This window comes from Spongiibacter marinus (assembly GCF_016906995.1).
Taxonomy (GTDB): Bacteria; Pseudomonadota; Gammaproteobacteria; order Pseudomonadales; family Spongiibacteraceae; genus Spongiibacter; species Spongiibacter marinus.
Map to the genome: position 1 here is coordinate 137,964 of NZ_JAFBBD010000009.1, position 21,549 is coordinate 159,512.

Sequence of the window (21,549 nt, forward strand, 5' to 3'; positions counted from 1 at the left end):
GCGTCGTTCCGCTCTCTTGCCCGTGTTATAGGTCTTTTTATGAATGTCACCGTATTTGGTATTGGTTACGTCGGCCTGGTTCAGGCAGCTGTATTGGCAGAAGTCGGCCACTCGGTTGTCTGCGTGGATGTGAATACCGAGCGGGTGGAAAACCTGAAGAAAGGCATTATCCCGATTTATGAGCCAGGGTTAACGCCGTTGGTGCAGGCCAATGTTGAGGCGGGCCGTTTGCAGTTCACGACTGATGCTGAGCTGGGTGTTAAACATGGCCGTATTCAGTTTATTGCGGTGGGTACGCCGCCTGATGAAGATGGCTCTGCAGATCTCCAGTATGTATTGGCTGTTGCTAAGACGATTGCTACCCACATGGAAGAGCACCGTATTATCGTGGATAAGTCTACAGTACCTGTCGGTACGGCAGACAAGGTCAGTGGGTGTGTTGCCTCGGTGCTGGCAGAGCGTGGCGTTGCTATTCCTTTTGACGTGGTGTCTAACCCAGAGTTTTTGAAAGAGGGTGCAGCGGTAGCCGATTGCCAAAAGCCGGACCGTATTATCGTTGGCACTGATAGTGCCGCAGTGGAAGAGAAAATGCGTGAGTTGTATGCGCCGTTTAATCGCAATCATGAGCGCTTGATTGTGATGGATGTGCGGTCGGCGGAGCTTACTAAGTACGCGGCTAACTGTATGTTGGCAACCAAAATCAGTTTTATGAACGAGATTGCGAACCTTGCCGAGCGCCTGGGCGCTGACGTGGAGAAGGTTCGCCAGGGCATTGGCTCTGACCCGCGTATCGGATATTCCTTCATTTATCCTGGCTGCGGCTATGGGGGGTCGTGCTTCCCTAAGGATGTTCAGGCGTTGGTACGCACCGCAGAAAAGGTGGGTTACACGCCGGAGCTACTACGCTCGGTTGAGGCGGTGAATAAGCGTCAGAAGTGTAAGTTGTTTGAGAACTTATCTCAGCACTTTAACGGCGATTTACAAGGTAAGAAAATTGCCCTGTGGGGGCTTTCTTTCAAGCCGAATACAGACGATATGCGCGACGCGCCGAGCCGTGTGTTAATGGAAGCGGTATGGGCAGCGGGCGGGAGTGTTCAGGCCTACGACCCGGAAGCGATGAATGAAACGCAGCGTATTTACGGGCACCGAGCAGATTTGACCTTGATGGGTACCAAGGAGGCGGCTCTAAATGGCGCAGATGCCTTGGTGGTGTGTACGGAGTGGAACGTGTTTAAGGCGCCGGACTTTGAGCTAGTGAAGTCGTCGTTGACCCACCCCGTTATTGTGGATGGCCGCAACCAATATGAGCCAGAACTTGTTGAGGGCTATGGCTTGGCGTATTACGGCATTGGTCGTGGGCGCAGTGTTAGGGTTGTTGAGGGGTAGGTATCGCGGTCAGGCCCGCTCCTACTGTGAGCCTAGGTTGCACAGGGCTGGTTTTTGTAGGAGCGACTTCAGTCGCGAAGGTTCGGAGCGCTGAGCTTTGGTAGATGGTGCTTATAGCGTTTGACCCTGTCGAGGCCTTTAATCGCGGTTAACAGTGTGCCCCGCGACCGCAGGGAGCGCTGTGGGTAAACCGCCCCTACCGCTCGAAGCAGACGTTGTTAGCTAGCGTTAAAATTTTGAAATTACATTCTTATACAGGACGAGAGGAAGCTCGATGTACGCAGTAGTTATGGCTGGTGGTAGCGGTAGCCGTTTATGGCCAGCAAGTAGAAAGTTATATCCGAAGCAGTTTCTTTCGATTGCTGGCGAGCAAACCATGTTGCAGGAAACGCTGGCTCGGTTAGACGGTGTAGAGGTTTCCGGTAGCACGGTTATCTGTAATGAGGAGCACCGTTTTATTGTTGCTCAGCAAGCCCAGGATGCGGGACGTGCATTGTCGTCGATTATATTGGAGCCGGTAGGGCGTAACACTGCCCCGGCCATCGCCTTGGCGGCGTTTGATCTGCTTGCGCGCAACGAGGGGCAATCACCATTAATGTTGGTGATGGCGGCAGACCATTTGATTCAAAATGTGCCCGCGTTTCATCAGGCAGTAGCCGAGGCGGCAAAGCAGGCTGAGGGTGGTGCTTTAGTTACGTTTGGTATTGTGCCTGAAAGTGCGCATACCGGTTACGGTTATATTCGCCGTGGCGATGAGCAGGGTGGTGCCTATTCGGTAGCGCAGTTTGTAGAAAAGCCGGATGCAGAGACTGCGCAATCCTACCTGGATGATGGCGCATACTACTGGAATAGCGGCATGTTTATGTTTGCCGCGGATACCTATTTAGCAGAGCTAAAGGCCCATCGGCCCGATATTTATGCCGCCTGTGAGGCCGCATTTGCCGAGCGTAGCCAAGATGCTGATTTTCTGCGTGTGGGTAAGGATGCCTTTACTGCCTGCCCCGATGATTCTGTTGACTACGCGGTAATGGAAAAAACGACTAAGGCCGTTGTCGTGCCGCTGTCGGCGGGTTGGAGCGATGTGGGTGCGTGGTCGTCGCTGTGGGAAGTGAGCGAGGGTAACGGCGACGATAACGTCGTGCATGGCGATGTGCTGACCCACAATACCAACGGTAGCTATATTCGTGCGGAGAGCCGTCTGGTAGCCACTGTCGGCTTGAAGGATGTGGTTGTGGTGGAAAGCAATGACGCAGTCCTGGTGGCAGATAAACACCAAGTACAGGATGTGAAAAAAATTGTTGAGCAATTAAAGGCGGAGGGGCGCAACGAGATTTTGCATCACCGCCATGTTCATCGGCCCTGGGGTGTTTACGATTCCATTGATAATGGCGAGCGCTATCAAGTTAAGCGTATTACCGTGAATCCTGGTGCGAAGTTATCGGTGCAAATGCACCACCACCGCGCTGAGCATTGGATTGTGGTGTCGGGTACTGCAAAAGTGACCAATGGCGATAAAGAAATCATGTTGACGGAAAATCAGTCGACCTATATTCCTGTTGGTGTTGTTCATGCATTGGAAAATCCCGGTGTGATCCCGCTGGAGCTGATTGAAGTGCAGTCGGGCTCTTATCTGGGTGAAGATGATATTGTGCGTTTTGAAGACCGCTATGGTCGTGCGCCAAAATAGTAGCACTTAAAGCCCTTCAAGAAGCCCGAGCTGCATGTGTAGTTTGGGCTTTTTTGTGTTTGGTGCGGATGATTTTGTAGGAGCGACTTACCCAAAGTAGGAGCCCGCCTGAGGGCGACCCGAGCGAGCGGTAGGGTTGAGGATTGGTCGCGGTCAGGCCCGCTACCCAAAACATTCCCTGCGGTCATGGGGCACGCTGTCCTACGAGAGGTGGGGCACGAGGTGTTTTTGTAGGAGCCCGCCTGAGGGCGACCCGAGCGAACGGTAGGGGTTGAGGATTGGTCGCGGTCAGGCCCGCTCCTACGAGAGGTGGGGCACGAGGTGTTTTTGTAGGAGCCCGCCTGAGGGCGACCCGAGCGAACGGTAGGGGTTGTGGATCGGTCGCGGTCGGGCCCGCTCCTACAAGAGGTGGGGCACGCTGTCCTACAGGTCGCGGGGCGTGCGATGTTTGGCCGATGGTAATTATAGAAATACGGAGTTTTAAGGTATGGCGACGATTTTGGTAACGGGCGGTGCGGGCTATATCGGCAGCCATACTGTTGTTGAGTTGTTGGAGCAAGGCCACGGCGTGGTTGTGCTGGATAACTTGGTAAACAGTAATGCCGAGGTGTTGAATCGCATCGAGAAGATCACCGGGAAATCACCGGTCTTTGTTCAGGGCGACGTGCGTGACGCGGGCGCGCTGTCGGCGTTGTTTGCAGAGCATGCGATCGACGCGGTGATTCATTTCGCGGGGTTAAAAGCAGTGGGCGAGAGTGTTGATCAGCCGCTGAAGTACTACGACAACAACGTGAATGGCACCTTGGTATTGTGTCAGGCCATGGCAAATGCCGGGGTGTTCAAGTTAGTGTTCAGTTCATCCGCTACGGTGTATGGCCCCGACGCGCCGGTGCCGTACGTGGAAACCATGCCGCTGGGGCAGCCCTCTAGCCCATACGGCGCGTCCAAAGCGATGGTGGAGCGTGTGTTAGCTGACCTGTGCATAGCTGATGCGCGTTGGTCAGTGGCAGCGCTGCGTTACTTCAACCCCATTGGTGCCCATAAGTCGGGGTTAATTGGTGAGGACCCGCTGGGCATTCCCAATAATTTGATGCCATTTATCGCTCGTGTTGCCGTAGGTAAATTGCCCGAGCTGGCAATTTTTGGTGATGATTACGACACTCCGGATGGGACCTGTATTCGCGACTATTTGCATGTAGTGGATTTGGCCGACGGCCATTGCCGCGCCTTGCAGGCATTGGAAAAAACGGGTTTACATGCGATCAACCTGGGTACGGGCAACGGGGTATCGGTGCTGGAGATGGTGAATGCATTTACTGCGGTGACTGGTCAGAGCGTGCCTTACAAATTTGCGCCGCGCCGCAGTGGTGACCTGCCCGCTTTCTGGGCAAATGCCGATAAAGCCAAAAGCCTATTGGGATGGTCAGCTGAGAGTAGCCTGGAGAAGATGATGGAAGACACCTGGCGCTGGCAGAGCAATAACCCAGACGGATATCGGTAGGTAGAGTGGGTTAGGGGATGGTCGCGGTCAGGCCCGCTCTTACAAGAGGCAGCGCGCGTTGCAATACAGATGGCACGAGGTGTTTCTGTAGGACATTGTGGCCCCTTGTAGGAGTCCGCCTGAGGGCGACCCGAGCGAACGGTAGAGGTTGTGGACCGGTCGCGGTCAGGCCCGCTACCCAAAACATTCCCTGCGGTCATGGGGCACGCTGTCCTACGGGTCACGGAGTCGTGTTTTGTAGGAGCCCGCCTGAGGGCGACCTGAGCGAACGGTAGGGGTTGTGGACCGGTCGCGGTCAGGCCCGCTCCTACATATCATGGGGCAGGCTGTCAGTCGCGAGGGAGTTGTAGCCTACCGAAAGGTAATGTGGACGATGCTGGTTGATTTTTGTTCGGTGTGGTACTCTTCGTGGGTCTATTAATAGTGCTATTAATAGTACTTTTCACGGAGTGACTATGAATACGTTGACGGCCAACGAGCTAAAAACCAAGGGTGTATCTGCTGTCGAATCTCGATTGAAAGATAGTGAAGAGTTAGTGATTTCGGTGCGTGGACGTAACCGTTATGTGGTTATGGATATAGAAAAGTACGCCAAACTGCGTGAATACGAGCTGGCGGCCGCGTTAGAGGAAGCAAGGTCGGATATTCGCGAGGGGCGCTATCAGGCTGAAAGTGTCGATGAGCATGTTAAGCGTTTGACCAGTGAGCTATAGGTTACTTTACCCCGATAGCTACCTTAGGCGTGCAAAGAAATTCTTTAAACGGCACCCTGAGGTGCTGGGGCAGTACCAAAAAACGCTGCAGTTGCTGGAGGTCAATCCGTATCATCCCTCGCTTCGCTTGCATGGTTTAAAGGGGCGTTTACAGGGTTTGTCCTCGGTGTCGATCAATATGCAATATCGAATCATTTTGGAATTTGAGATTCGCGGTGAGGATATTGTGCTGGTTGATATTGGCGATCACGACGGAGTTTATTAGACCTCGGGTTTTGTAGGGGCGGAGTGGTCATAGCACTAGGTTGTGATGAACCTCCTGATCGCGGTTAAAACCGCTCCTACGAGAGATGCACGTTTTGTTTTTGTAGGACAGCGTGGCCCGCGAGTGGAGCGAGTGCTGTGGCCAGCCCGCCTGAGGGCGACCTGATCGAGCGGTGGGGGGATTGGTCGCGGTCAGGCCCGCTCCTACATATCCTGGGGCAGACTGTCCTATATACATCTCATGCAGCCACAATGAAAGCTTCCTTTCATAAAATCAGCGGCACTTTTTAATCACTTACTTGTAATCATTTATTTGGGTTCGATGGCGCGGAGTTCTCGGCCAACGACGAGGAGTGCGCCGAGCAGACCAAGGCCGGCAGCGCTGGCCCACATTATCAGGCTATCGAGCACACCGAGGCCGAGCAGGCTGAAGCTGCTGTTGTAGAGCCCGGCGAGTTCTTTGACCGGGCCGCTTAGCCAGAGCAGGCTGGAGGCGAGTAGCAACCAGGCGAGCAGTCCGCCGAACAGTCCGTACCAGAAGCCCATATACAGGAAGGGGCGGCGGACGAAGGCGTTAGTGCCGCCGACTAGTTTCACAACCAGAATTTCGTCGCGGCGGTTTTCGATGGCCAGTTTGATGGTATTGCCCACGATAAGCAGCACGCCTGCCGCGAGCATGGCGGCGAGGGCCAGGGTGAGGCGGCGGCTGATATCGGTAATGCGGTTCAGGCGTTGCAGCCACTCCATGTCCAGCTTGACCAGGTCGGCCTGCGGCAGTGCGTTTAGCTGGTCGTGCAGGGCTTCTATTTTTTCAGGGCTGCTGTTGTCTGCGGTGGGGCTCAGTACCAGAACGCCAGGCAGGGGGTTGCTGTCCAGCTGGTCGAGCACGTCGCCAAAGCCGCTGCGGCGACGGAATTCCTCCAATGCCTCACTGGGTGAGATGTATTCGGTGCTGGCAATGTCTTTGCGGTCGGCGAGTTGCTGACGCAGTTTTTGCGCGTCTTGATCGCTGACGCTGAATTTTAAAAACACCGACAATCGCGCGGCGCCATCCCAGCCTTGGCTGACGGCTTCAACGTTGTTCAGGCCGACATATAAACCGGCGGGCAGCACCATGGCGATGGCGATCACCAGTGTGGTCATTAATGTGGCGAGGGGGCGTTTTAATAGGCGCCGCAGGCTTTCGCCGGCCACCTGGCGGTGGTGGCTGCGGTAACTTTGCCACTGGTCACTGAAGCGGGTGCGGTGGGTTTTGGCACCGCTCAATTCGCGCCGTGAAGGCTTGGCCGGGGTTTGCAGTTGGCCGAGGCGGCGCTTGGGCAGTTTGCTGGCGCCACTGCCCTTTTGTTTTGATTTACTCATGGCTGCCCCCGGCGCTAACCAGTTGGCCTTGGCGCAGGCTGAGCAATTTGTAGGGCATACGCGCAATGAGCGAGAGGTCGTGAGTGGCGATGAGCACGGTCACGCCCACCTGATTGAATTGTTCAAACAGGTGCATGATTTCTGCGGACAGTTGCGGGTCCAGGTTGCCGGTGGGTTCGTCGGCCAGCAGCAGTTTGGGTTTGTTCACCACGGCGCGGGCGATGCCTACGCGTTGCTGTTCGCCACCAGACAGGGTGATGGGGTTCTGCCGTTCTTTGTCGAGCAGGCCAACTTTGTCGAGGGCTGCGCGCACCCGTCGGCCGATATCGCGATGGCCGTAGCCGGCAATGACCAGTGGCAGGGCGACGTTGTCAAAGACGCTGCGATCAAACAGCAGCTGGTGGTTTTGAAACACCACGCCCACCTTGCGGCGCAATTCAGGGATGTGGCGCGCCGGTAGCTTGGACACATTGCGCCCGTCGACCAGCACCTGGCCACTGTTGGCGCGCTCCATCACCATAATGAGTTTGAGCAGGGTACTTTTACCGGCGCCGCTGTGGCCGGTTAAAAAACGCATATCGCCATGGGGCATGTGGAAGCTGAGGTTGTTCAGCGCCTGATGCCCGCCGGGGTAGCGTTTGCAGACCTGCTCGAATTGGATCATTGCTTGCGTTGCCAGCCAAACAGGGCGCCGACAAATTCATCGGCGCGGAATGGGCGCAGGTCGAGAATGCCTTCGCCAACACCAATAAAGCGAATGGGCAGGCCGAGCTGCTTGGATATGGCGAATACAATACCGCCTTTTGCGGTGCCATCAAGCTTGGTGAGTGTTAAGCCGGTCACACCTACCGCTTCTTGGAAGTGTTTGGCTTGCGACAGGGCGTTTTGGCCGGTGCCGGCATCGAGTACCAGCATCACTTCGTGGGGGGCGTCGGGGTCGAGTTTCTTGAGTACCCGCACCACCTTTTTCAGCTCTTCCATAAGGTTGTCTTTGTTGTGCAGGCGACCCGCGGTGTCGGCGATCAGCACATCGACATCGCGCGATTTAGCCGCTTGCAGGGCATCGAAGAGTACCGAGGCACTGTCGGCGCCGGTGTGCTGGGCGATTACCGGCACATTATTGCGCTCGCCCCACACTTGCAGTTGTTCAACGGCGGCGGCGCGGAAGGTATCGCCAGCGGCGAGCATGACCGAGCGGCCACCGGCCTGGAATTGCTTGGCTAATTTGCCAATGGTGGTGGTCTTGCCCACGCCGTTTACGCCTACCATCAAAATGACATAGGGGCCGGTTTTGTCGGAAATAACCAGCTCTTGTTCGGCGGGCTCCAGTAGCACCCGCAGCTCTTCTTGCAGGGCAACATACAGGGCTTCGGGGTTATCCAGCTCCTTGCGCGACATACGGCGGGTAAGGTTGTCGATAATCTCGGTGGTGGCATCCACGCCAACGTCGGCCATCAGTAGATGGGTTTCAATTTCGTCGAGAAGCTCGTCGTCGATCTCTTTGCGGCCAAGGAAGAGATTGGCCATGCCCTCGCCGAGTTGGGCGCCGGTTTTGCTCAGGCCTTCCTTGAATTTAACCAGCAGCGATGCCTGCTCTTCGGGCGACAGTTCAATGTGTTGCCAGGGCGCGATTTCTTCGTCGGCGATAAAACCTTCTGCCGCCGCGAGGTCTTCCTCAGAGCCGACAAAGGACTCTTTAAAGCGGGTGAAAAAGCTTTTCTTCTTGGGCTCTTGGGCGTTTTCCGCTTCAGTAACGGCTGACTTCTCGGTATCGGTCATGGGGCTCTGGTTGCAGGGTCTGGTTTACAGGGAAAAGAAAAGCCGTATCCTACCACTTCTCGGCCGTCACTGAGTAATGTCGTGGCGCGGTTTTACACTTCAGGATCCTCTTATGGCCCCTCGTTCCAAACGTGATTGCTCGGCACAGGTGACGCCACGCCAAGGTGCTGCGGGTGTGGTGCGCATTATTGGCGGTCAGTGGCGCAGTCGGAAGCTGCACTTTACCAGCGCTGAGGGCCTGCGCCCGAGCAGTGACCGCATTCGTGAAACGGTGTTTAACTGGCTGGCTCCCTACGTTGCCGGCGCGCGTTGCCTGGACTTGTTTGCCGGCTCGGGTGCGTTGGGTTTGGAGGCCCTGTCGCGGGGGGCTGCGCACTGCCACTTTGTAGAGAAAGACCGTGCCACCGCGCAGCAAATTCGCCAACATTTACAGACGCTGGCTTGCCGCGATGCCGACGTGGCCGCTACCAGCGCTGAACAGTTTTTAACCGGCGCTGAGCGCGGTTGGCATATCGTGTTTCTCGACCCCCCTTTTAATAAAGACTTGCTGATGCCAGCAATCGATGCGCTGGAAGACCGCCTGGACGAGGGTGCTTTGGTCTATGTGGAAACCGCCAAAGGCGAGCCCGTGACGGTGCCGTCAAGCTGGCGGGTGGTAAAGCATAAAACCGCGGGCCAGGTTGAATATCGCTTGTATGAGGTGGAGGCGTAGCGGGGTTTTTCGTGTTAGTGATAGGCATCGCGCGAGGTCTGTCGCGGTCAGGCCCGCTCCTACGCACCTGCGTAGTTCTGCATGAACAACGCGGTGGTTTTTGTAGGAGCTCGCCTGCGGGCGACCGGAACGAACGGTAGAGCGTGGAATCGGTCGCGGTCAGGCCCGCTCCTACGCACCTGCGTAGTCCTGCATGAACAACGCGGTGGTTTTTGTAGGAGCCCGCCATATGGCGGGCTCCGTTTGGCTTACAGAATAAACTGGCTTAGGTCTTCGTCTTTGGCCAGTTCGCCAAGTTGTTGATTGACGTAGTCGGCGTCGATGTTCAGCGGCTCCGCCCGGTCGCCGGCGCTAAACGAAACGTCTTCCAGTAAGCGTTCCATCACGGTGTGCAGACGACGCGCGCCAATGTTCTCAGTGCGCTCATTCACTTCCCATGCGGTTTCGGCGATGCGGCGGATGCCGTCTTGGCTGAAGCTCACATGCAGGCCCTCGGTGGCGAGCAGGGCTTGGTATTGCTCAGTCAGAGAGGCGCGGGGTTCGGTGAGGATACGCTCAAAGTCGTCGGGGGTGAGGGCTTCGAGTTCCACGCGAATAGGCAGACGACCCTGCAATTCGGGAATGAGGTCTGAGGGCTTGCTCAGGTGGAAGGCGCCGGAGGCGACGAACAGGATGTGGTCGCTGCGGATCATGCCGTGTTTGGTGCTGACGGTGCAGCCCTCGATCAGTGGCAGCAGGTCGCGCTGCACACCTTCGCGGCTCACATCGGCGCCGCCGGACTCCTGGCGTTTGGCAACTTTGTCGATTTCGTCGATAAAGACAATGCCGTTTTGCTCCGCTGCTTCGATCGCGCGGGTCTTCAGCTCTTCTTCGTTAATGAGCTTGGCGGCTTCTTCGTCTTGAATTTGTTTATAGGCGGCCTTCACGGTGAGGCGGCGGGTCTTTTTGCGGTCGCCGCCCATTTTGGAAAACATGCCCTGCAGTTGGCTGGTCATTTCTTCCATGCCGGGGGGCGCCATAATCTCCACACCGACCGGCGCGCTGCTGACTTCGACATCGATTTCTTTGTCGTCGAGTTCGCCTTCGCGCAACTTTTTACGGAAGATTTGCCGGGTGCTGCTGTTGCGCTCTTCCTCACTTTCGCCGCGCGCGGGTGGCAGCAGGGCGTCTAGGATGCGCTCTTCAGTGGCGTCCTGAGCGCGGTGGGCCACTTGCTCCATGGCCTGTTCGCGGTGCAACTTCAGAGAGACGTCGACCAGGTCGCGAATAATGGACTCAACGTCGCGGCCGACATAACCCACTTCGGTAAACTTGGTGGCCTCCACCTTGATAAACGGGGCATTGGCCAGTTTGGCCAGGCGGCGGGCAATTTCGGTTTTACCGACGCCGGTTGGGCCGATCATTAGAATATTCTTTGGCGTGATTTCAGCGCGGAGGTCTTCCGCCAATTGCATGCGGCGCCAGCGGTTGCGCAGCGCGATGGCAACGGCGCGCTTGGCATCGTGTTGGCCGACAATGTGTTTGTCCAGCTCGTGGACGATTTCACGGGGTGTCATTTGTGACATGGTGGCTCCAGTCGCCCGCATCGGCGAGCGTGTCAGGTGTTCGGATCAGTAATCGAGGACTTCGATGCGGCGGTTGTGGTTGGTGTAGATGCAGATATCGCCGGCGATGTTCAGACCTTTTTCTACAATGTCTTGGGCGCCGAGTTCGGTATTGTCCATCAGTGCGCGGGCGGCGGCGGTGGCGAAGGAGCCGCCACTGCCAATGGCGATCATATTGTCTTCCGGCTCAATCACGTCGCCGTTACCACTAATCACCAGGGTGGTTTCTTTGTCGGCCACAATCAGCAGGGCTTCGAGTTGGCGCAACGAGCGCTCGCTGCGCCAGGCTTTGGCCAGCTCCACAGCCGCCTTAACGAGTTTGCCCTGGTGCTTTTCGAGCTGGGCTTCAAATAATTCGAACAGGGTGAAGGCATCGGCGGTGCCGCCAGCGAATCCCGCCAGCACTTGGTCTTTGTACAGGCGCCGCACCTTGCGGGCATTGCCCTTCATTACGGTGTTGCCCATGGTAACTTGGCCGTCGCCGCCAACAACCACTTGATTGCCTCGGCGAACAGAAAGAATAGTGGTGCCGCGAAACTGTTCCACGCGGGACTCCTTTTAGATATGTGAACAGGCGCGCCGCCCCATGTGGAGCGGCTCGAGAAAATAGTTATGGGGGCGACGCTGCAATTTTCAAGGCAGCGCGGGGGATCGTTTTACGGGGTGGTCTTCTGGCGAATGACCAAGGTGTCGATGGCTTCGCCGATCAGTTTGGCGCGGGCACTGGCGAGGGTGTTGTGGGTCTGGAACGGGCCGACGTAAACCCGGTGCCAGAGGTCGCCATTGGCCTGTACGGACTCCACCTTGGCGTCGAGCCCCAGCAGCAAAATTTGCGCGCGACGACGGTCGGCGTCGTCATTGCTGCGAAAAGAGCCCGCCTGAAGAATGTAGCGCTCGCCAGTCTGAAAGGTTTTCTCGTTGGGGCGCGGCGGTTTTTCGTTCGCGGTGGTGACTTTGCTCTCGCGCTTTGGTGCAGGGGTTTCGTCAGGCACGATCACCTCGCGCTCGGGCAGCACCGTGAAGAAGTCGAACTTGGTGGTGTTTTCCGGCGTGCTGGTTTCTGCTTGTTTGCTCGCTTTTGGCTTGGCCGCCTGAGCGGTGGCCGCTGCACCGGCAGTATCGCGCTCGCCAATGGCATTGAAAACCAGCACCGTGCTGAGAATACCGGCGATAAAGCCGGTGCCCAGCAAAATGGAGGCAGGCATGCCCTTGTTGGCCGCCTTGCTGCGGGTGGCCCCGCGTGTTGGGCGCTTCTTCGCAGCCATGCTTACATTTCCTCGGGGGCAGAAACCCCAAGTAGGCCCAAGCCGTTGCGCAGTACTTGTTGTACAGCGACTGACAGCGCCAACCGCGCATCGCGCAGGGCGGTGTCTTCGCCGAGCATTTTGTGGGCGTTGTAGTAGCTGTGGAAGTCACCGGCCAATTCGCGCAAGTAATGGGCGAGGCTGTGCGGCTCGAATTGTTCCGCGGCGCTGGACAGCACCTCGGGGTAGCGTGCCAGCTTCACCAGCAGGGCTTTTTCCACGTCTTTGTCGAGCAGCGATAGCTGGGCAAGGCCCGCTTCCTGCGTCCACTGCTGGCCCTCTTGCTCCAGCTTGCGCAGGATGCTGGCCACGCGAGCGTGGGCGTATTGAATGTAGTAAACCGGGTTGTCTTTGCTTTCTGACTTGGCCAGCTCCAGGTCGAAGTCGGTGGCCTGATCGGCTTTGCGCATAATGTAAAAGAAGCGCGCGGCGTCATTGCCGACATCTTCACGCAACTCACGCAGGGTCACGAAAGAGCCGGAGCGGGTAGACATTTGCACCTGCTGGTCGCCGCGAAACAGCGAGACAAACTGCACCAGTCTTACCACCAATCGCTCTGGATCGATATCCAATGCTTGCAGCGCTGCCTTCACGCGGGCGATATAGCCGTGGTGGTCGGCGCCCCAAATGTTGATCACGCGATCAAAGCCGCGCTCAAACTTGTTCAGGTGGTAGGCGATATCGGAGGCGAAGTAGGTGGTCTGGCCGTTGTCGCGTTTTACCACGCGGTCTTTGTCGTCACCAAAGCGGGTGGACAAAAACCACAGGGCGCCGTCGCGCTCTTCGATGTAGCCGTTGTCTTGCAGGCGGGCGATGGCGCGGCTGACTTGGTCGGGGTCGGCAGTCAGGCTGCGCTCGGAAAACCACTCCTGATAGTGCACGCCGAATTCGCCGAGGTCTTCGCGAATATCGCCCAATATGGCGTCCAGGCCTTTGTCGAAGACTACGCGGTAGTCGTCGCCGAGCAGGGCTTTGGCGCGATTGATCAGGTCGTCAATATGCTTTTCTTTATCGCCGCCTGCGGGTTCATCGGCGCAAACGCCGTCGAAAACGTCCGCTGCGCTGCGCATTAACTGGTCGCCGTGGCTGGCGTGCAGCTCGCGGCCGTAGTCGGCAATGTAATCACCTTGGTAGCCATTGCTGGGGAAGGTGAGGGTTTCACCGCAGGCTTGCAGGTAGCGCAGCCATACGCTTGTACCGAGGATGTCCATCTGGCGGCCGGCATCGTTCACGTAGTATTCGCGCTGCACGTCGTAGCCTGCAGCAGCGAGCATGTCGGCAACACTTGCACCATAGGCGGCGCCGCGACCGTGGCCAACGTGCAGTGGCCCGGTGGGGTTGGCGGACACGAATTCTACCTGGATGCGCTGGTTTTTCGCGCCGCCGCGACCGAATTGCTCGCCCTTGGCAAAGATGTCTTTGATCACGCGGAAGTTGGTGGCTTCATTCATAAAGAAGTTGATAAAGCCGGGGCCGGCGATTTCCACTTTTACCACGTCGTCGCTGGCGGGCAGGGCGTCGACAATTTGCTGGGCAATGGCGCGGGGATTACTGCGCAGTGGTTTGGCCAGCATCATTGCCACGTTGCAGGCGAGGTCGCCGTGGGCCTTGTCTTTGCAGCGCTCGAGTTGAATTGACGGCTGAAGATCTTCGGGCCATTCGGCAGTGCTGCGCAGGGTTGTTAGCGCCTGATCAATCAACGTGGCGACGATATCTTTCATGTCGAATTCGAACTCTCTTGAATATGGGGAATTTGGGGGCCGCGTATTATCGCTGTTTCAGGCGTCGGCCGCCACCATCAGAACATCTCGATGGGGTCGACGTCGACCGACCAGCGCAATTGGCCGCGCTTACTGAGGGATTCTGCCACATTACAGGCCACTGCCAACTGCTGATGCAAGGTGCGGCGCTCGCTGGCTTGCAGAATAAGTGAGGCGCGGAAGCGGCCCGCGCGGCGGGCCATGGGCGCGGGCAGGGGCCCGAGAAGTTGCCAGCCGGGTGCGGGCGGCTGCAGGGAGTTGCGCAGCTGCTGCAAAAACTGCTCGGCATCGTGCAGCTGCGGTGCATCGCAGCGAATCACCGCACTGAAGGTGTAAGGTGGCAGGTCGAGCAGGCGCCGCTCTGCCAACTGTGCGGCGGCAAAGTCGCGATAGCCGTGTTGGCTCAGGCTCTGTAAGGCGGGATGAGCGGGGCAGTGAGTTTGCAGCAATACTTCGCCGGGCCGGTTTGCACGTCCGGCACGTCCGGCGACCTGCAGCAGAAGTTGGGCGCTGTTTTCGGTGGCGCGGTAGTCAGCGCTGAACAGACCGGCGTCCATATCGACGATGCCGACCAGTGTCACGGCGGGGAAGTGGTGGCCCTTGGCGAGCATTTGGGTACCGACCAAAATGCAGGGTTCACCCTTATTCACCTCTTTAACGAGTTCGGCCATGCTGTCGCGCCCGGCGGTGGTGTCGCGGTCGATCCTCAACACCGGGGCGTCAAAGTGTTGGTTTAGAAACATTTCCAGGCGCTCGGTGCCGGGGCCGTCGTAGATCCACTGGCTGTTGCCACAGTCCGGGCAACTGGCTGGCATGGCGCGAACGGCTTCGCAGTGGTGGCAGCGCAATTGGCGGCGTTTGTAGTGAACGGTCATGCGCGCGTCGCAGGCGTGGCAGTCGGCAATCCAGCCGCAGCAATGGCATTGCAGGGTGGGGGCGAAACCGCGGCGGTTGAGAAACAGCAGGCCTTGGTTGCCGGCGCGCAAATTGTTGGCGACGGCGCTGAGCAAGGCATCGCTCAAACCGTGCTGTAAGGCTTGCTGGCGAATATCGAGCAGCCGTATTGGTGCCTCGCAGGCGTTGCCGGCGCGCTGGCGTAAGCGCAACACCCGATAGCGACCCAGGTCGGCGTTGTGCAGGCTGTCGAAGCTGGGGGTGGCGCTACCGAGGATAACCGGACACTGGCTATCGGCTGCGCGCTTTACGGCAATGTCGCGGGCAGAGTAGCGCCAGCCGTCTTGCTGTTTGTAGGAGCTGTCGTGCTCTTCGTCGACGATGACCAAGCCCAGGCGCGGCAGGTCGGCAAATACCGCTGAGCGTGTACCCAGAATAATGTCGGCGCGGCCCTCGCGGGCGGCTTGCCAGTTGTGCCAGCGTTGCCGCTCGCTTAAACCGGAGTGCAGGCTGCGTACGCGACCGGGGAAGCGCTGTTCGAAGCGGCGCAGCGTCTGCGGGGTGAGGCCAATTTCGGGCACCAGTACCAAGGCCTGTTTGCCATTGGCCAGCGCGTGGGCAATGGCTCGCAGATACACCTCGGTTTTGCCGCTGCCGGTGATGCCGTCGAGTAAAAAGCGGGCGAATTGGCCGTCGCTATCAATAATTTGTTGCAGGGCGTCGGCTTGCTCGCTGTTGAGTGTGGGCCCCTGCTCGGCGGGGGCGGGCGTGCTGGACGGTTCGACTTCTTCAATCAGGGCATGCTGCTGCAAGGCACGCACAATGCTGGCGCTAAAGCCCAGGGCAGTGATGTCTGCGCGCGTTAACGGGCCGTTTTCCAACAGGGCGTTGAACAGCGCGCACTGCTGGTGAGCACGCGGAGAGAGTTTGGCGATATCGGCATTTGGGCGGAGCTGCCATGCTGCGGTGTCTTCTGCCGTAGGCGTTGCGCTGCGCCGCAGCGCCAGAGGCAGCATTTGATGCAGGCAGTCGCCAATGGGGTGGTGGTAGTAGTGTGCGGCCCATTTCCCCAAGTCCAGCAGCGCCGTGGATAAGCTGGCTTGCTCGTCCAGCACTTCAATGACGGCTTTTAGTTTGCTGGCATCGACGTCGGTGTTGTCGGTGGGGCCGAGGACAACGGCAATCACATCGCGCCGCCCAAAGGGCACTTTCACCCGAGTGCCGGGCTGTATGTCGCGCTGCAACGACGCCGGCCACAGGTAGTCGAAGCGGCGTCTAAGAGGGCAGGGAATGGCGATGGATGCGAGAGTGTCGGCCATGGCATGGGCTTGTGCAAAACCGCCAGTGTATAAGAATCTGCAGTGGGTTGAGAGCATAATTCTAATCGGTGCCGGGCAGTGCTTGCTTATATGCCCAGTTCTGCTAATATGCGCGGCCTGTTTTTCGGTGGTTTTTTGTTCAGTTGGTCGGCGCAAATCCCTGCTCTTCCCAGCTTCCACTGAGCGCATCAGCCCAGCGCGGTGCCCGGCAAGAGATCGGGTGGCGGCGTCCAAAGAGGATCTAATGATGAAAGCGGATATCCATCCAAAGTACGAAGATGTTAACGTTACCTGCAGCTGCGGTAACCAGTTTCAAACCCGCTCAACCCTGGCGGAAGACCTGCACGTAGACGTATGTTCTGCCTGTCACCCTTTCTACACTGGTAAGCAGAAAATGCTGGATACCGGTGGTCGTGTTGATCGCTTCCGCAAGCGTTTCGGCAGCCGCGGTGGTGTTAAAAGCTAAGTTGCTTACATTTGCGCCACAACCTCTGGCGTTGATGATCGCAAAAATGCCCGGGCGCCAGCGCTTGGGCATTTTTTTTAGTGAGTCGCAAGGCGGTACTACGCCTGCAGGCTTGCTTTGAAACCCGCTGATAGCGGGGCACTGGGCCACGGCGTGGCTTGTGAGTGGGGGCAGTTTTCTATATGCTTTCACGCCTTTATGAACGCACCTGACCACCTTTACGCGTTCGCCCTTCTGGAATGCACAAACCGAGAGCATGACAATGTCCAAAGATGTTAAGCAGGCGGCTCTGGATTACCACTCGATCCCCTCGCCAGGCAAAATTGGTATCAGCCTGACCAAGCCCGCCGAAACACAATACGATCTTTCGCTGGCCTACAGCCCGGGCGTGGCTGAGCCGGTGCGCGAGATCGCCAAGGACCCGCTCAACGCATACAAGTACACCAGTAAGGGCAACCTGGTCGCGGTTATCTCCAATGGCAGTGCAATTCTCGGTTTGGGTGATTTGGGCCCTGCCGCCAGCAAGCCGGTAATGGAAGGCAAGGCGCTGCTGTTTAAGCGTTTTGCCGACATCGATTCCATTGATATCGAGGTGGACGCAGAAGACTCTCAAGCCTTCATTGATACCGTGCGCCGTATTGCCGATACCTTTGGCGGCATCAATCTGGAAGATATTAAAGCGCCTGAGTGCTTTGAGATTGAGCGGATTCTGATTGAGCAATGCAATATTCCGGTTTTCCACGACGATCAGCACGGCACCGCCATTGTGACGGCTGCGGGAATGCTGAACGCTCTGGAGATTCAAGGTAAATCCATCGAGAGTGCGCGCATCGTTTGCCTGGGCGCGGGCTCGGCGGCCATTGCCTGCATGCGCTTGCTGATCAGCCTGGGTGCGAAATACGAAAACCTGTTTATGATCGACCGCCGCGGCGTTATCACGCCGGGCCGTGAGGGCTTAAACGAATATAAAGAAGAGTTTGCCAACGGCGCCGGTCCCAAGACCCTGGTAGAGGCGATCGACGGTGCCGATGTGTTTGTCGGTCTGTCTGGCGCCAACCTGCTGAGCGAAGACATGCTGCGCAGTATGGCTGCCAAGCCGATCGTATTCGCTTGCTCAAACCCTGACCCAGAGATTTCACCAGAGCTGGCGATGAGCGTGCGCGACGACTTGATTATGGCGACTGGGCGCTCTGATTATCCCAATCAGGTTAATAACGTTTTGGGTTTCCCATTTATCTTCCGCGGTGCGTTGGATGTGCGTGCCACGGAAATTAATGAAGCGATGAAAGTGGCCGCGGTTCACGCCATTCGCGAGCTCGCCAAAGAAGACGTACCGCAAGTGGTGGTCGATGCTTGCCAGTGTGGTGAGCTGAGCTTTGGCCCGAATTATATTATTCCCAAGCCGGTGGATCGGCGCTTGCTGGGTTCGGTAGCCGCAGCGGTGGCCCGCGCGGCCGTCGACAGTGGTGTTGCTCTGCTGCCCTATCCCGAGCACTACCCGCTGAGCTAATCAGCTGATATTAGAGTCGCGCCCAGCGCGGCTTTTTTATATCTGCGCAGAGCAGGCATCTGTTTCGAGGTGACCATGACACAGGCAGTAACATTGGCGCTGGCGGCGTCGGGTTTGTTCTTGTTGGCTGGCCTGGTCGGCGGAGTACTTAAATACCACGGCATTATGACCCGGCCGGGGCATCGTGCTCATCCCTATATCGATATCGCTCACCGTGCTGCGCTAATGTACAGCTTCACTGCCTTGGTGATGGCGGCGTTGCTCAAATACAGCCCCTATTCCGCGACGGTACAGTTGTGGATTACCGCGGTACCGCTGTTCTTTTTCGCCACCGCCATTGCCCGGTATTTTCAGCTGGGCATTCAAGGCCGGGAGAAGAATCAATTTAAGCAGCGCAACTTCATTACCACCTGGGGCATGGCGCTGCTGATAGTGGGTGAAGTCGGCGGTGTTGCCGCGATTGTCTGGGGGTTTTTCCGCAGCCAGGTTCTGGGCGGCGTCTAACAGCCCACGTCTTAACCGGCGAGGCCCTGGCAGATGACCTGCTTGTCTCACATCGTGCTCAGCACGCTTGTTCCTGTGCAATAGTTATATGATAATGCTTATCATTAACCATCTGCTGTGGAATCTCTAATGTCACCTTTCTTCTCTGCCCGCGCCGCTATGCTGCAGGGTGTCGCGCTTGTTATTGCCAGCTCCGCCGTTATGGCACAGGGGACAGAGTCAGCTGCCAGCCCACCAAAACTTGAGGAGATCCTGGTTACGGGTGACCCAATGCAGCGCAGCAGCCTGGATACTGTTGGCAGTGTCAGTATTGTTTCTGCCGACACCATTGAAGCCATGAATGTGCGCGATCTCTACGATTTGCTGCTGCGAAGCCCAAATTTGAATGCCGCAAGAGAGGACAAATTCTCTGTCCGCGGTATCTCCAATGAGGGCATTGGCCCGGGTGGTACAGGGCGGCCGACAGTAAGTGTCTTTATTGATGGCGCTCGCCAGCCCGGTCGGGGAGTGGGAAATACCTGGGACGTGAAGCAGGTGGAATTTTATCGCGGCCCCCAATCCACAGCTTTCGGCCCTGGTTCGTTGGCGGGGGCGGTCGTGATCCAGAGTGAGTCGCCATCCAGTGAGGCCTATTCGGGCAAGCTTAAGGTAGGGGCAGCGAATTACGGTGGTCGCGAAGCCGGTGTCGCGGTGGGCGGCCCAATAGTGGGTGACCTGGCATTTCGCTACGCGGCTGAAACCAATCAAACCGACGGCGAGGTGACCAATATCACCTTAGGCGATGACAAGTGGCAGGCGCGTAAACGCTATATGCAGCGCTTCAAACTGGGCTGGGCGGGCAGCGATTGGTATTCCTTCGAGTTCACCCTGCAGGATAGTAAGTTACGCGAAGGCAACGAATACCAGTCGCCGGACTTGGCGCGCAAAGGGCAGGCCAGCGATGACGTTGATGGCTTCTATGATGACAATAGCACGCTGGCCGTGCTCACCCAGCACGTGGATATTAATGCGGCGCTTCGCCTCAGCCTGATTGTGAGCGGCAGCAACAACGATAATATTCGCAAGGGCGACTATGATATTTCGGCTGAGGATGGTGGCTATTTCATCAATTCCGTCGAGGCTGAAAACCGAGCGGCTGAGCTGCGTTTGCGATACCAGGGTGACACCCTGAAGGGCGTTGTTGGCGCCTATCTCGCCAAAGATGAATTACAGGGAAACTCGGCAAGTGTCGACCTGCCCTATGAGCTCGGTGCGGGAATCCGGGCGCGGGCTGATGCAGACTTGATCGCTGAGCGGGAGGCTGACACCCAGGCCATTTATGCCGAGGCTGATTGGGACTTTGCCTACGACTGGACGCTAACGCTGGGCATGCGCTACGAAGAGAATGACGCGGACAGTCGTAGTGCCTTTATTGTTAAGGGGGCTCGCCCCGTCGACCCGATTACTGGCACCACGCTGCCCGGTGACCTCAGCCCGCTTTTAAAGCCGTTGTTGGACAGTGATGCACAGGCGCCAAGCAGCGATTCCGTTTTTTTGCCAAAGGTGGCGCTGAGCTACGATCTGAATGACGCCGTGACCGCCTTTGTTGCTGCCAGCCAGGGGTATCGCGCTGGTTCGGTAGACTTTGTCAGCGATGGCGAGTCGCCCAGTTATGGCCCCGAGTACACCAATAATTATGACCTTGGTGTGAAGTGGCGGGGCGCGCGGTGGCAGGCGCAGCTGACGGCCTTTCGTATCGACTATCGCGATATGCAGATTGGTGTGCGTATTGATGCGGCGAATTTCCGTACTGACAATGCCGGTGAGGCGCAGTCTGAAGGCGTTGAGCTGGAATTCAGTGGTGAGCTGGGGCGTGGTTTCAGTCTGTTCGGCGGCGCGGGTTATGTGAGCACGGCGTTCACCGAATACGAAGATGATGGTGTCGATTTTGCGGGGAATCGCTTTCCCAATGCGCCATTGCGAAATGCCAATATCGGGCTTGCCTGGCAACAAAATGGCTACTTCGCCAATATCAATTGGGCCTATGCCGCTGACAGCTACACCGACCGTGAAAACACTGCCGGCTTGAAGGCCGATTCGCGGCGGCTCTTGGGAGCCCGGCTAGGCTATCGCGGAGAGCGCTATGGCATAGAGCTCTTCGGTGAGAATTTGACCGATGAGTTTTATATTACCGACCGCTTTAATAGTCCGTCGTTAGGCATTGATGCTCTGTATGTCGGCGACCCGCGTGAATATGGTGTTCGCTTGAGCTATCAATTTTAGGGCCTTCGAGGCCCGCAGACGAAAAGCGAAATAGAGCTAAGTACAACTCGCGAGAGGGTAAGTGCGGGTTTTTCTCTATATTGAGTAGAAAGCCCCTTCCCTGCTTACTGATTGTGGGCGGGAATGATGTGTATCCCAATCTAGAGCGGTTATTGTGATGAGTGCTGAACGACGTCAAACCCAAGCTCCCATTCCCGATAATCTCGAAGAGCTACTTTCTGAGTTGCAACTGCTGACCATTCGCCGGGTTGAGGATTTTGGCGGTCGTCTGTGGTTTGTGCGCAGGCCGCTTTTTCAGGACGTTGTGCCGGTTGTGAATTGCTCGCTAAATCACGGTGCTGAGACAGCGGTTGTTGAGTTGGATGGGTCTCTGACCACTCAGCATGGACTGATCATTCGAGAAGATTAAGCGCGACGGCAAAAAAAAGGTTCATCGTAAATCAGGGTGGAACGCCGCCCTGATCTTCATGAAGAAATAGTCGTTATCCCGATACCCGTATGCCATTCGCTTGATCACCTTTA

19 protein-coding genes are annotated in these 21,549 nt (G+C 57.2%); 11 read left to right on the forward strand and 8 right to left on the reverse strand.

Annotated elements, in window-relative coordinates; all coding sequences use genetic code 11:
- The first annotated feature begins 39 nt into the window (after positions 1 to 39).
- The 5 genes from HNR64_RS14705 (at position 40) to HNR64_RS17495 (ending at position 5,552) form a co-directional block, all read left to right on the forward strand.
- A complete protein-coding gene (locus tag HNR64_RS14705) occupies positions 40 to 1,386 on the forward strand; it encodes a UDP-glucose dehydrogenase family protein (RefSeq protein WP_204997188.1) in 1,347 nt (448 codons plus the stop codon).
- Between the two features lie 274 nt (positions 1,387 to 1,660).
- On the forward strand, positions 1,661 to 3,073 hold the full coding sequence (locus HNR64_RS14710; RefSeq protein ID WP_239547887.1) for a mannose-1-phosphate guanylyltransferase/mannose-6-phosphate isomerase: 1,413 nt from the start codon (positions 1,661 to 1,663) through the stop codon (positions 3,071 to 3,073).
- A gap of 487 nt (positions 3,074 to 3,560) precedes the next feature.
- The gene (gene galE, locus HNR64_RS14715) at positions 3,561 to 4,574 is read left to right on the forward strand and encodes a UDP-glucose 4-epimerase GalE (RefSeq protein ID WP_204997189.1); all 1,014 of its coding nucleotides are present in this window, start codon (positions 3,561 to 3,563) and stop codon (positions 4,572 to 4,574) included.
- Between the two features lie 455 nt (positions 4,575 to 5,029).
- Positions 5,030 to 5,287 (forward strand): acyl-CoA synthetase family protein, encoded by a 258-nt coding sequence (locus HNR64_RS14720; RefSeq protein WP_204997190.1) that lies wholly within the window; start codon positions 5,030 to 5,032, stop codon positions 5,285 to 5,287.
- The gene (locus HNR64_RS17495; protein ID WP_204997191.1) at positions 5,277 to 5,552 is read left to right on the forward strand and encodes a type II toxin-antitoxin system RelE/ParE family toxin; all 276 of its coding nucleotides are present in this window, start codon (positions 5,277 to 5,279) and stop codon (positions 5,550 to 5,552) included. The genes HNR64_RS14720 and HNR64_RS17495 overlap by 11 nt, the downstream gene beginning before the upstream one ends.
- Before the next feature lie 308 nt (positions 5,553 to 5,860).
- Here HNR64_RS17495 and ftsX read toward each other — a convergent pair whose 3' ends face one another.
- The 3 genes from ftsX to ftsY are packed head-to-tail and all read right to left on the reverse strand — an operon-like array spanning position 5,861 to position 8,692.
- The gene (gene ftsX / locus HNR64_RS14730) at positions 5,861 to 6,913 is read right to left on the reverse strand and encodes a permease-like cell division protein FtsX (protein ID WP_204997192.1); all 1,053 of its coding nucleotides are present in this window, start codon (positions 6,911 to 6,913) and stop codon (positions 5,861 to 5,863) included.
- Positions 6,906 to 7,577 (reverse strand): cell division ATP-binding protein FtsE, encoded by a 672-nt coding sequence (ftsE, locus tag HNR64_RS14735; RefSeq protein ID WP_027875171.1) that lies wholly within the window; start codon positions 7,575 to 7,577, stop codon positions 6,906 to 6,908. The genes ftsX and ftsE overlap by 8 nt, the downstream gene beginning before the upstream one ends.
- Positions 7,574 to 8,692, reverse strand: a complete 1,119-nt coding sequence (gene ftsY / locus HNR64_RS14740) for a signal recognition particle-docking protein FtsY (RefSeq protein WP_204997193.1) — start codon at positions 8,690 to 8,692, stop codon at positions 7,574 to 7,576. Before ftsY ends, ftsE begins: the two co-directional genes overlap by 4 nt.
- Before the next feature lie 112 nt (positions 8,693 to 8,804).
- On the opposite strand from ftsY, the gene rsmD reads away from it, so the two are divergent.
- Entirely contained in the window at positions 8,805 to 9,404 is a 600-nt protein-coding gene (gene rsmD, locus HNR64_RS14745; protein WP_204997194.1) for a 16S rRNA (guanine(966)-N(2))-methyltransferase RsmD, read from the forward strand.
- 248 nt (positions 9,405 to 9,652) lie between these two features.
- On the opposite strand, the gene hslU is transcribed toward rsmD, so the two are convergent.
- The 5 genes from hslU to HNR64_RS14770 all read right to left on the reverse strand — a co-directional run bounded on the left by hslU (position 9,653) and on the right by HNR64_RS14770 (position 16,285).
- Positions 9,653 to 10,969, reverse strand: a complete 1,317-nt coding sequence (gene hslU / locus HNR64_RS14750; RefSeq protein WP_204997195.1) for an ATP-dependent protease ATPase subunit HslU — start codon at positions 10,967 to 10,969, stop codon at positions 9,653 to 9,655.
- A gap of 45 nt (positions 10,970 to 11,014) precedes the next feature.
- Positions 11,015 to 11,554, reverse strand: coding sequence for an ATP-dependent protease subunit HslV (gene hslV / locus HNR64_RS14755; protein WP_027875167.1), 540 nt, complete (start codon positions 11,552 to 11,554; stop codon positions 11,015 to 11,017).
- 110 nt (positions 11,555 to 11,664) lie between these two features.
- Complete coding sequence (locus HNR64_RS14760; RefSeq protein ID WP_204997196.1) at positions 11,665 to 12,273, reverse strand: SPOR domain-containing protein; 609 nt, start codon at positions 12,271 to 12,273, stop codon at positions 11,665 to 11,667.
- A gap of 2 nt (positions 12,274 to 12,275) precedes the next feature.
- Positions 12,276 to 14,033 carry an arginine--tRNA ligase gene (gene argS / locus HNR64_RS14765; protein ID WP_204997197.1) on the reverse strand — a complete coding sequence of 586 codons (1,758 nt, stop codon included), beginning with the start codon at positions 14,031 to 14,033 and terminating at the stop codon, positions 12,276 to 12,278.
- 77 nt (positions 14,034 to 14,110) lie between these two features.
- A complete protein-coding gene (locus tag HNR64_RS14770; RefSeq protein WP_204997198.1) occupies positions 14,111 to 16,285 on the reverse strand; it encodes a primosomal protein N' in 2,175 nt (724 codons plus the stop codon).
- A 247-nt stretch (positions 16,286 to 16,532) separates the two neighbouring features.
- Between HNR64_RS14770 and rpmE the strand changes: the two genes are divergently transcribed.
- From rpmE to HNR64_RS14795, 5 genes are all read left to right on the forward strand, one after another.
- On the forward strand, positions 16,533 to 16,751 hold the full coding sequence (gene rpmE / locus HNR64_RS14775; protein ID WP_204997209.1) for a 50S ribosomal protein L31: 219 nt from the start codon (positions 16,533 to 16,535) through the stop codon (positions 16,749 to 16,751).
- 262 nt (positions 16,752 to 17,013) lie between these two features.
- Positions 17,014 to 18,261 carry a malic enzyme-like NAD(P)-binding protein gene (locus HNR64_RS14780; protein ID WP_204997199.1) on the forward strand — a complete coding sequence of 416 codons (1,248 nt, stop codon included), beginning with the start codon at positions 17,014 to 17,016 and terminating at the stop codon, positions 18,259 to 18,261.
- 75 nt (positions 18,262 to 18,336) lie between these two features.
- Positions 18,337 to 18,765, forward strand: a complete 429-nt coding sequence (locus tag HNR64_RS14785) for a hypothetical protein (protein WP_204997200.1) — start codon at positions 18,337 to 18,339, stop codon at positions 18,763 to 18,765.
- A 129-nt stretch (positions 18,766 to 18,894) separates the two neighbouring features.
- A complete protein-coding gene (locus tag HNR64_RS14790) occupies positions 18,895 to 21,027 on the forward strand; it encodes a TonB-dependent receptor (RefSeq protein ID WP_204997201.1) in 2,133 nt (710 codons plus the stop codon).
- A gap of 157 nt (positions 21,028 to 21,184) precedes the next feature.
- Positions 21,185 to 21,436: a hypothetical protein gene (locus HNR64_RS14795; protein WP_204997202.1), complete on the forward strand. Its 252-nt coding sequence runs from the start codon at positions 21,185 to 21,187 to the stop codon at positions 21,434 to 21,436.
- Positions 21,437 to 21,549 lie beyond the last annotated feature (113 nt).

Excerpts from the sequence above, each read along its gene's own strand:
- hslU (WP_204997195.1), bottom strand. The coding sequence starts at position 10,969 with ATGTCACAAATGACACCCCGTGAAATCGTCCACGAGCTGGACAAACAC.
- rpmE (WP_204997209.1), top strand. The coding sequence starts at position 16,533 with ATGAAAGCGGATATCCATCCAAAGTACGAAGATGTTAACGTTACCTGC.
- HNR64_RS14770 (WP_204997198.1), bottom strand. The coding sequence starts at position 16,285 with ATGGCCGACACTCTCGCATCCATCGCCATTCCCTGCCCTCTTAGACGC.
- HNR64_RS14710 (WP_239547887.1), top strand. The coding sequence starts at position 1,661 with ATGTACGCAGTAGTTATGGCTGGTGGTAGCGGTAGCCGTTTATGGCCA.
- ftsX (WP_204997192.1), bottom strand. The coding sequence starts at position 6,913 with ATGAGTAAATCAAAACAAAAGGGCAGTGGCGCCAGCAAACTGCCCAAG.
- HNR64_RS14720 (WP_204997190.1), top strand. The coding sequence starts at position 5,030 with ATGAATACGTTGACGGCCAACGAGCTAAAAACCAAGGGTGTATCTGCT.
- HNR64_RS14785 (WP_204997200.1), top strand. The coding sequence starts at position 18,337 with ATGACACAGGCAGTAACATTGGCGCTGGCGGCGTCGGGTTTGTTCTTG.
- HNR64_RS14790 (WP_204997201.1), top strand. The coding sequence starts at position 18,895 with ATGTCACCTTTCTTCTCTGCCCGCGCCGCTATGCTGCAGGGTGTCGCG.
- ftsE (WP_027875171.1), bottom strand. The coding sequence starts at position 7,577 with ATGATCCAATTCGAGCAGGTCTGCAAACGCTACCCCGGCGGGCATCAG.
- rsmD (WP_204997194.1), top strand. The coding sequence starts at position 8,805 with ATGGCCCCTCGTTCCAAACGTGATTGCTCGGCACAGGTGACGCCACGC.
- HNR64_RS14795 (WP_204997202.1), top strand. The coding sequence starts at position 21,185 with ATGAGTGCTGAACGACGTCAAACCCAAGCTCCCATTCCCGATAATCTC.
- HNR64_RS14780 (WP_204997199.1), top strand. The coding sequence starts at position 17,014 with ATGTCCAAAGATGTTAAGCAGGCGGCTCTGGATTACCACTCGATCCCC.
- ftsY (WP_204997193.1), bottom strand. The coding sequence starts at position 8,692 with ATGACCGATACCGAGAAGTCAGCCGTTACTGAAGCGGAAAACGCCCAA.
- argS (WP_204997197.1), bottom strand. The coding sequence starts at position 14,033 with ATGAAAGATATCGTCGCCACGTTGATTGATCAGGCGCTAACAACCCTG.
- galE (WP_204997189.1), top strand. The coding sequence starts at position 3,561 with ATGGCGACGATTTTGGTAACGGGCGGTGCGGGCTATATCGGCAGCCAT.
- HNR64_RS14760 (WP_204997196.1), bottom strand. The coding sequence starts at position 12,273 with ATGGCTGCGAAGAAGCGCCCAACACGCGGGGCCACCCGCAGCAAGGCG.
- HNR64_RS14705 (WP_204997188.1), top strand. The coding sequence starts at position 40 with ATGAATGTCACCGTATTTGGTATTGGTTACGTCGGCCTGGTTCAGGCA.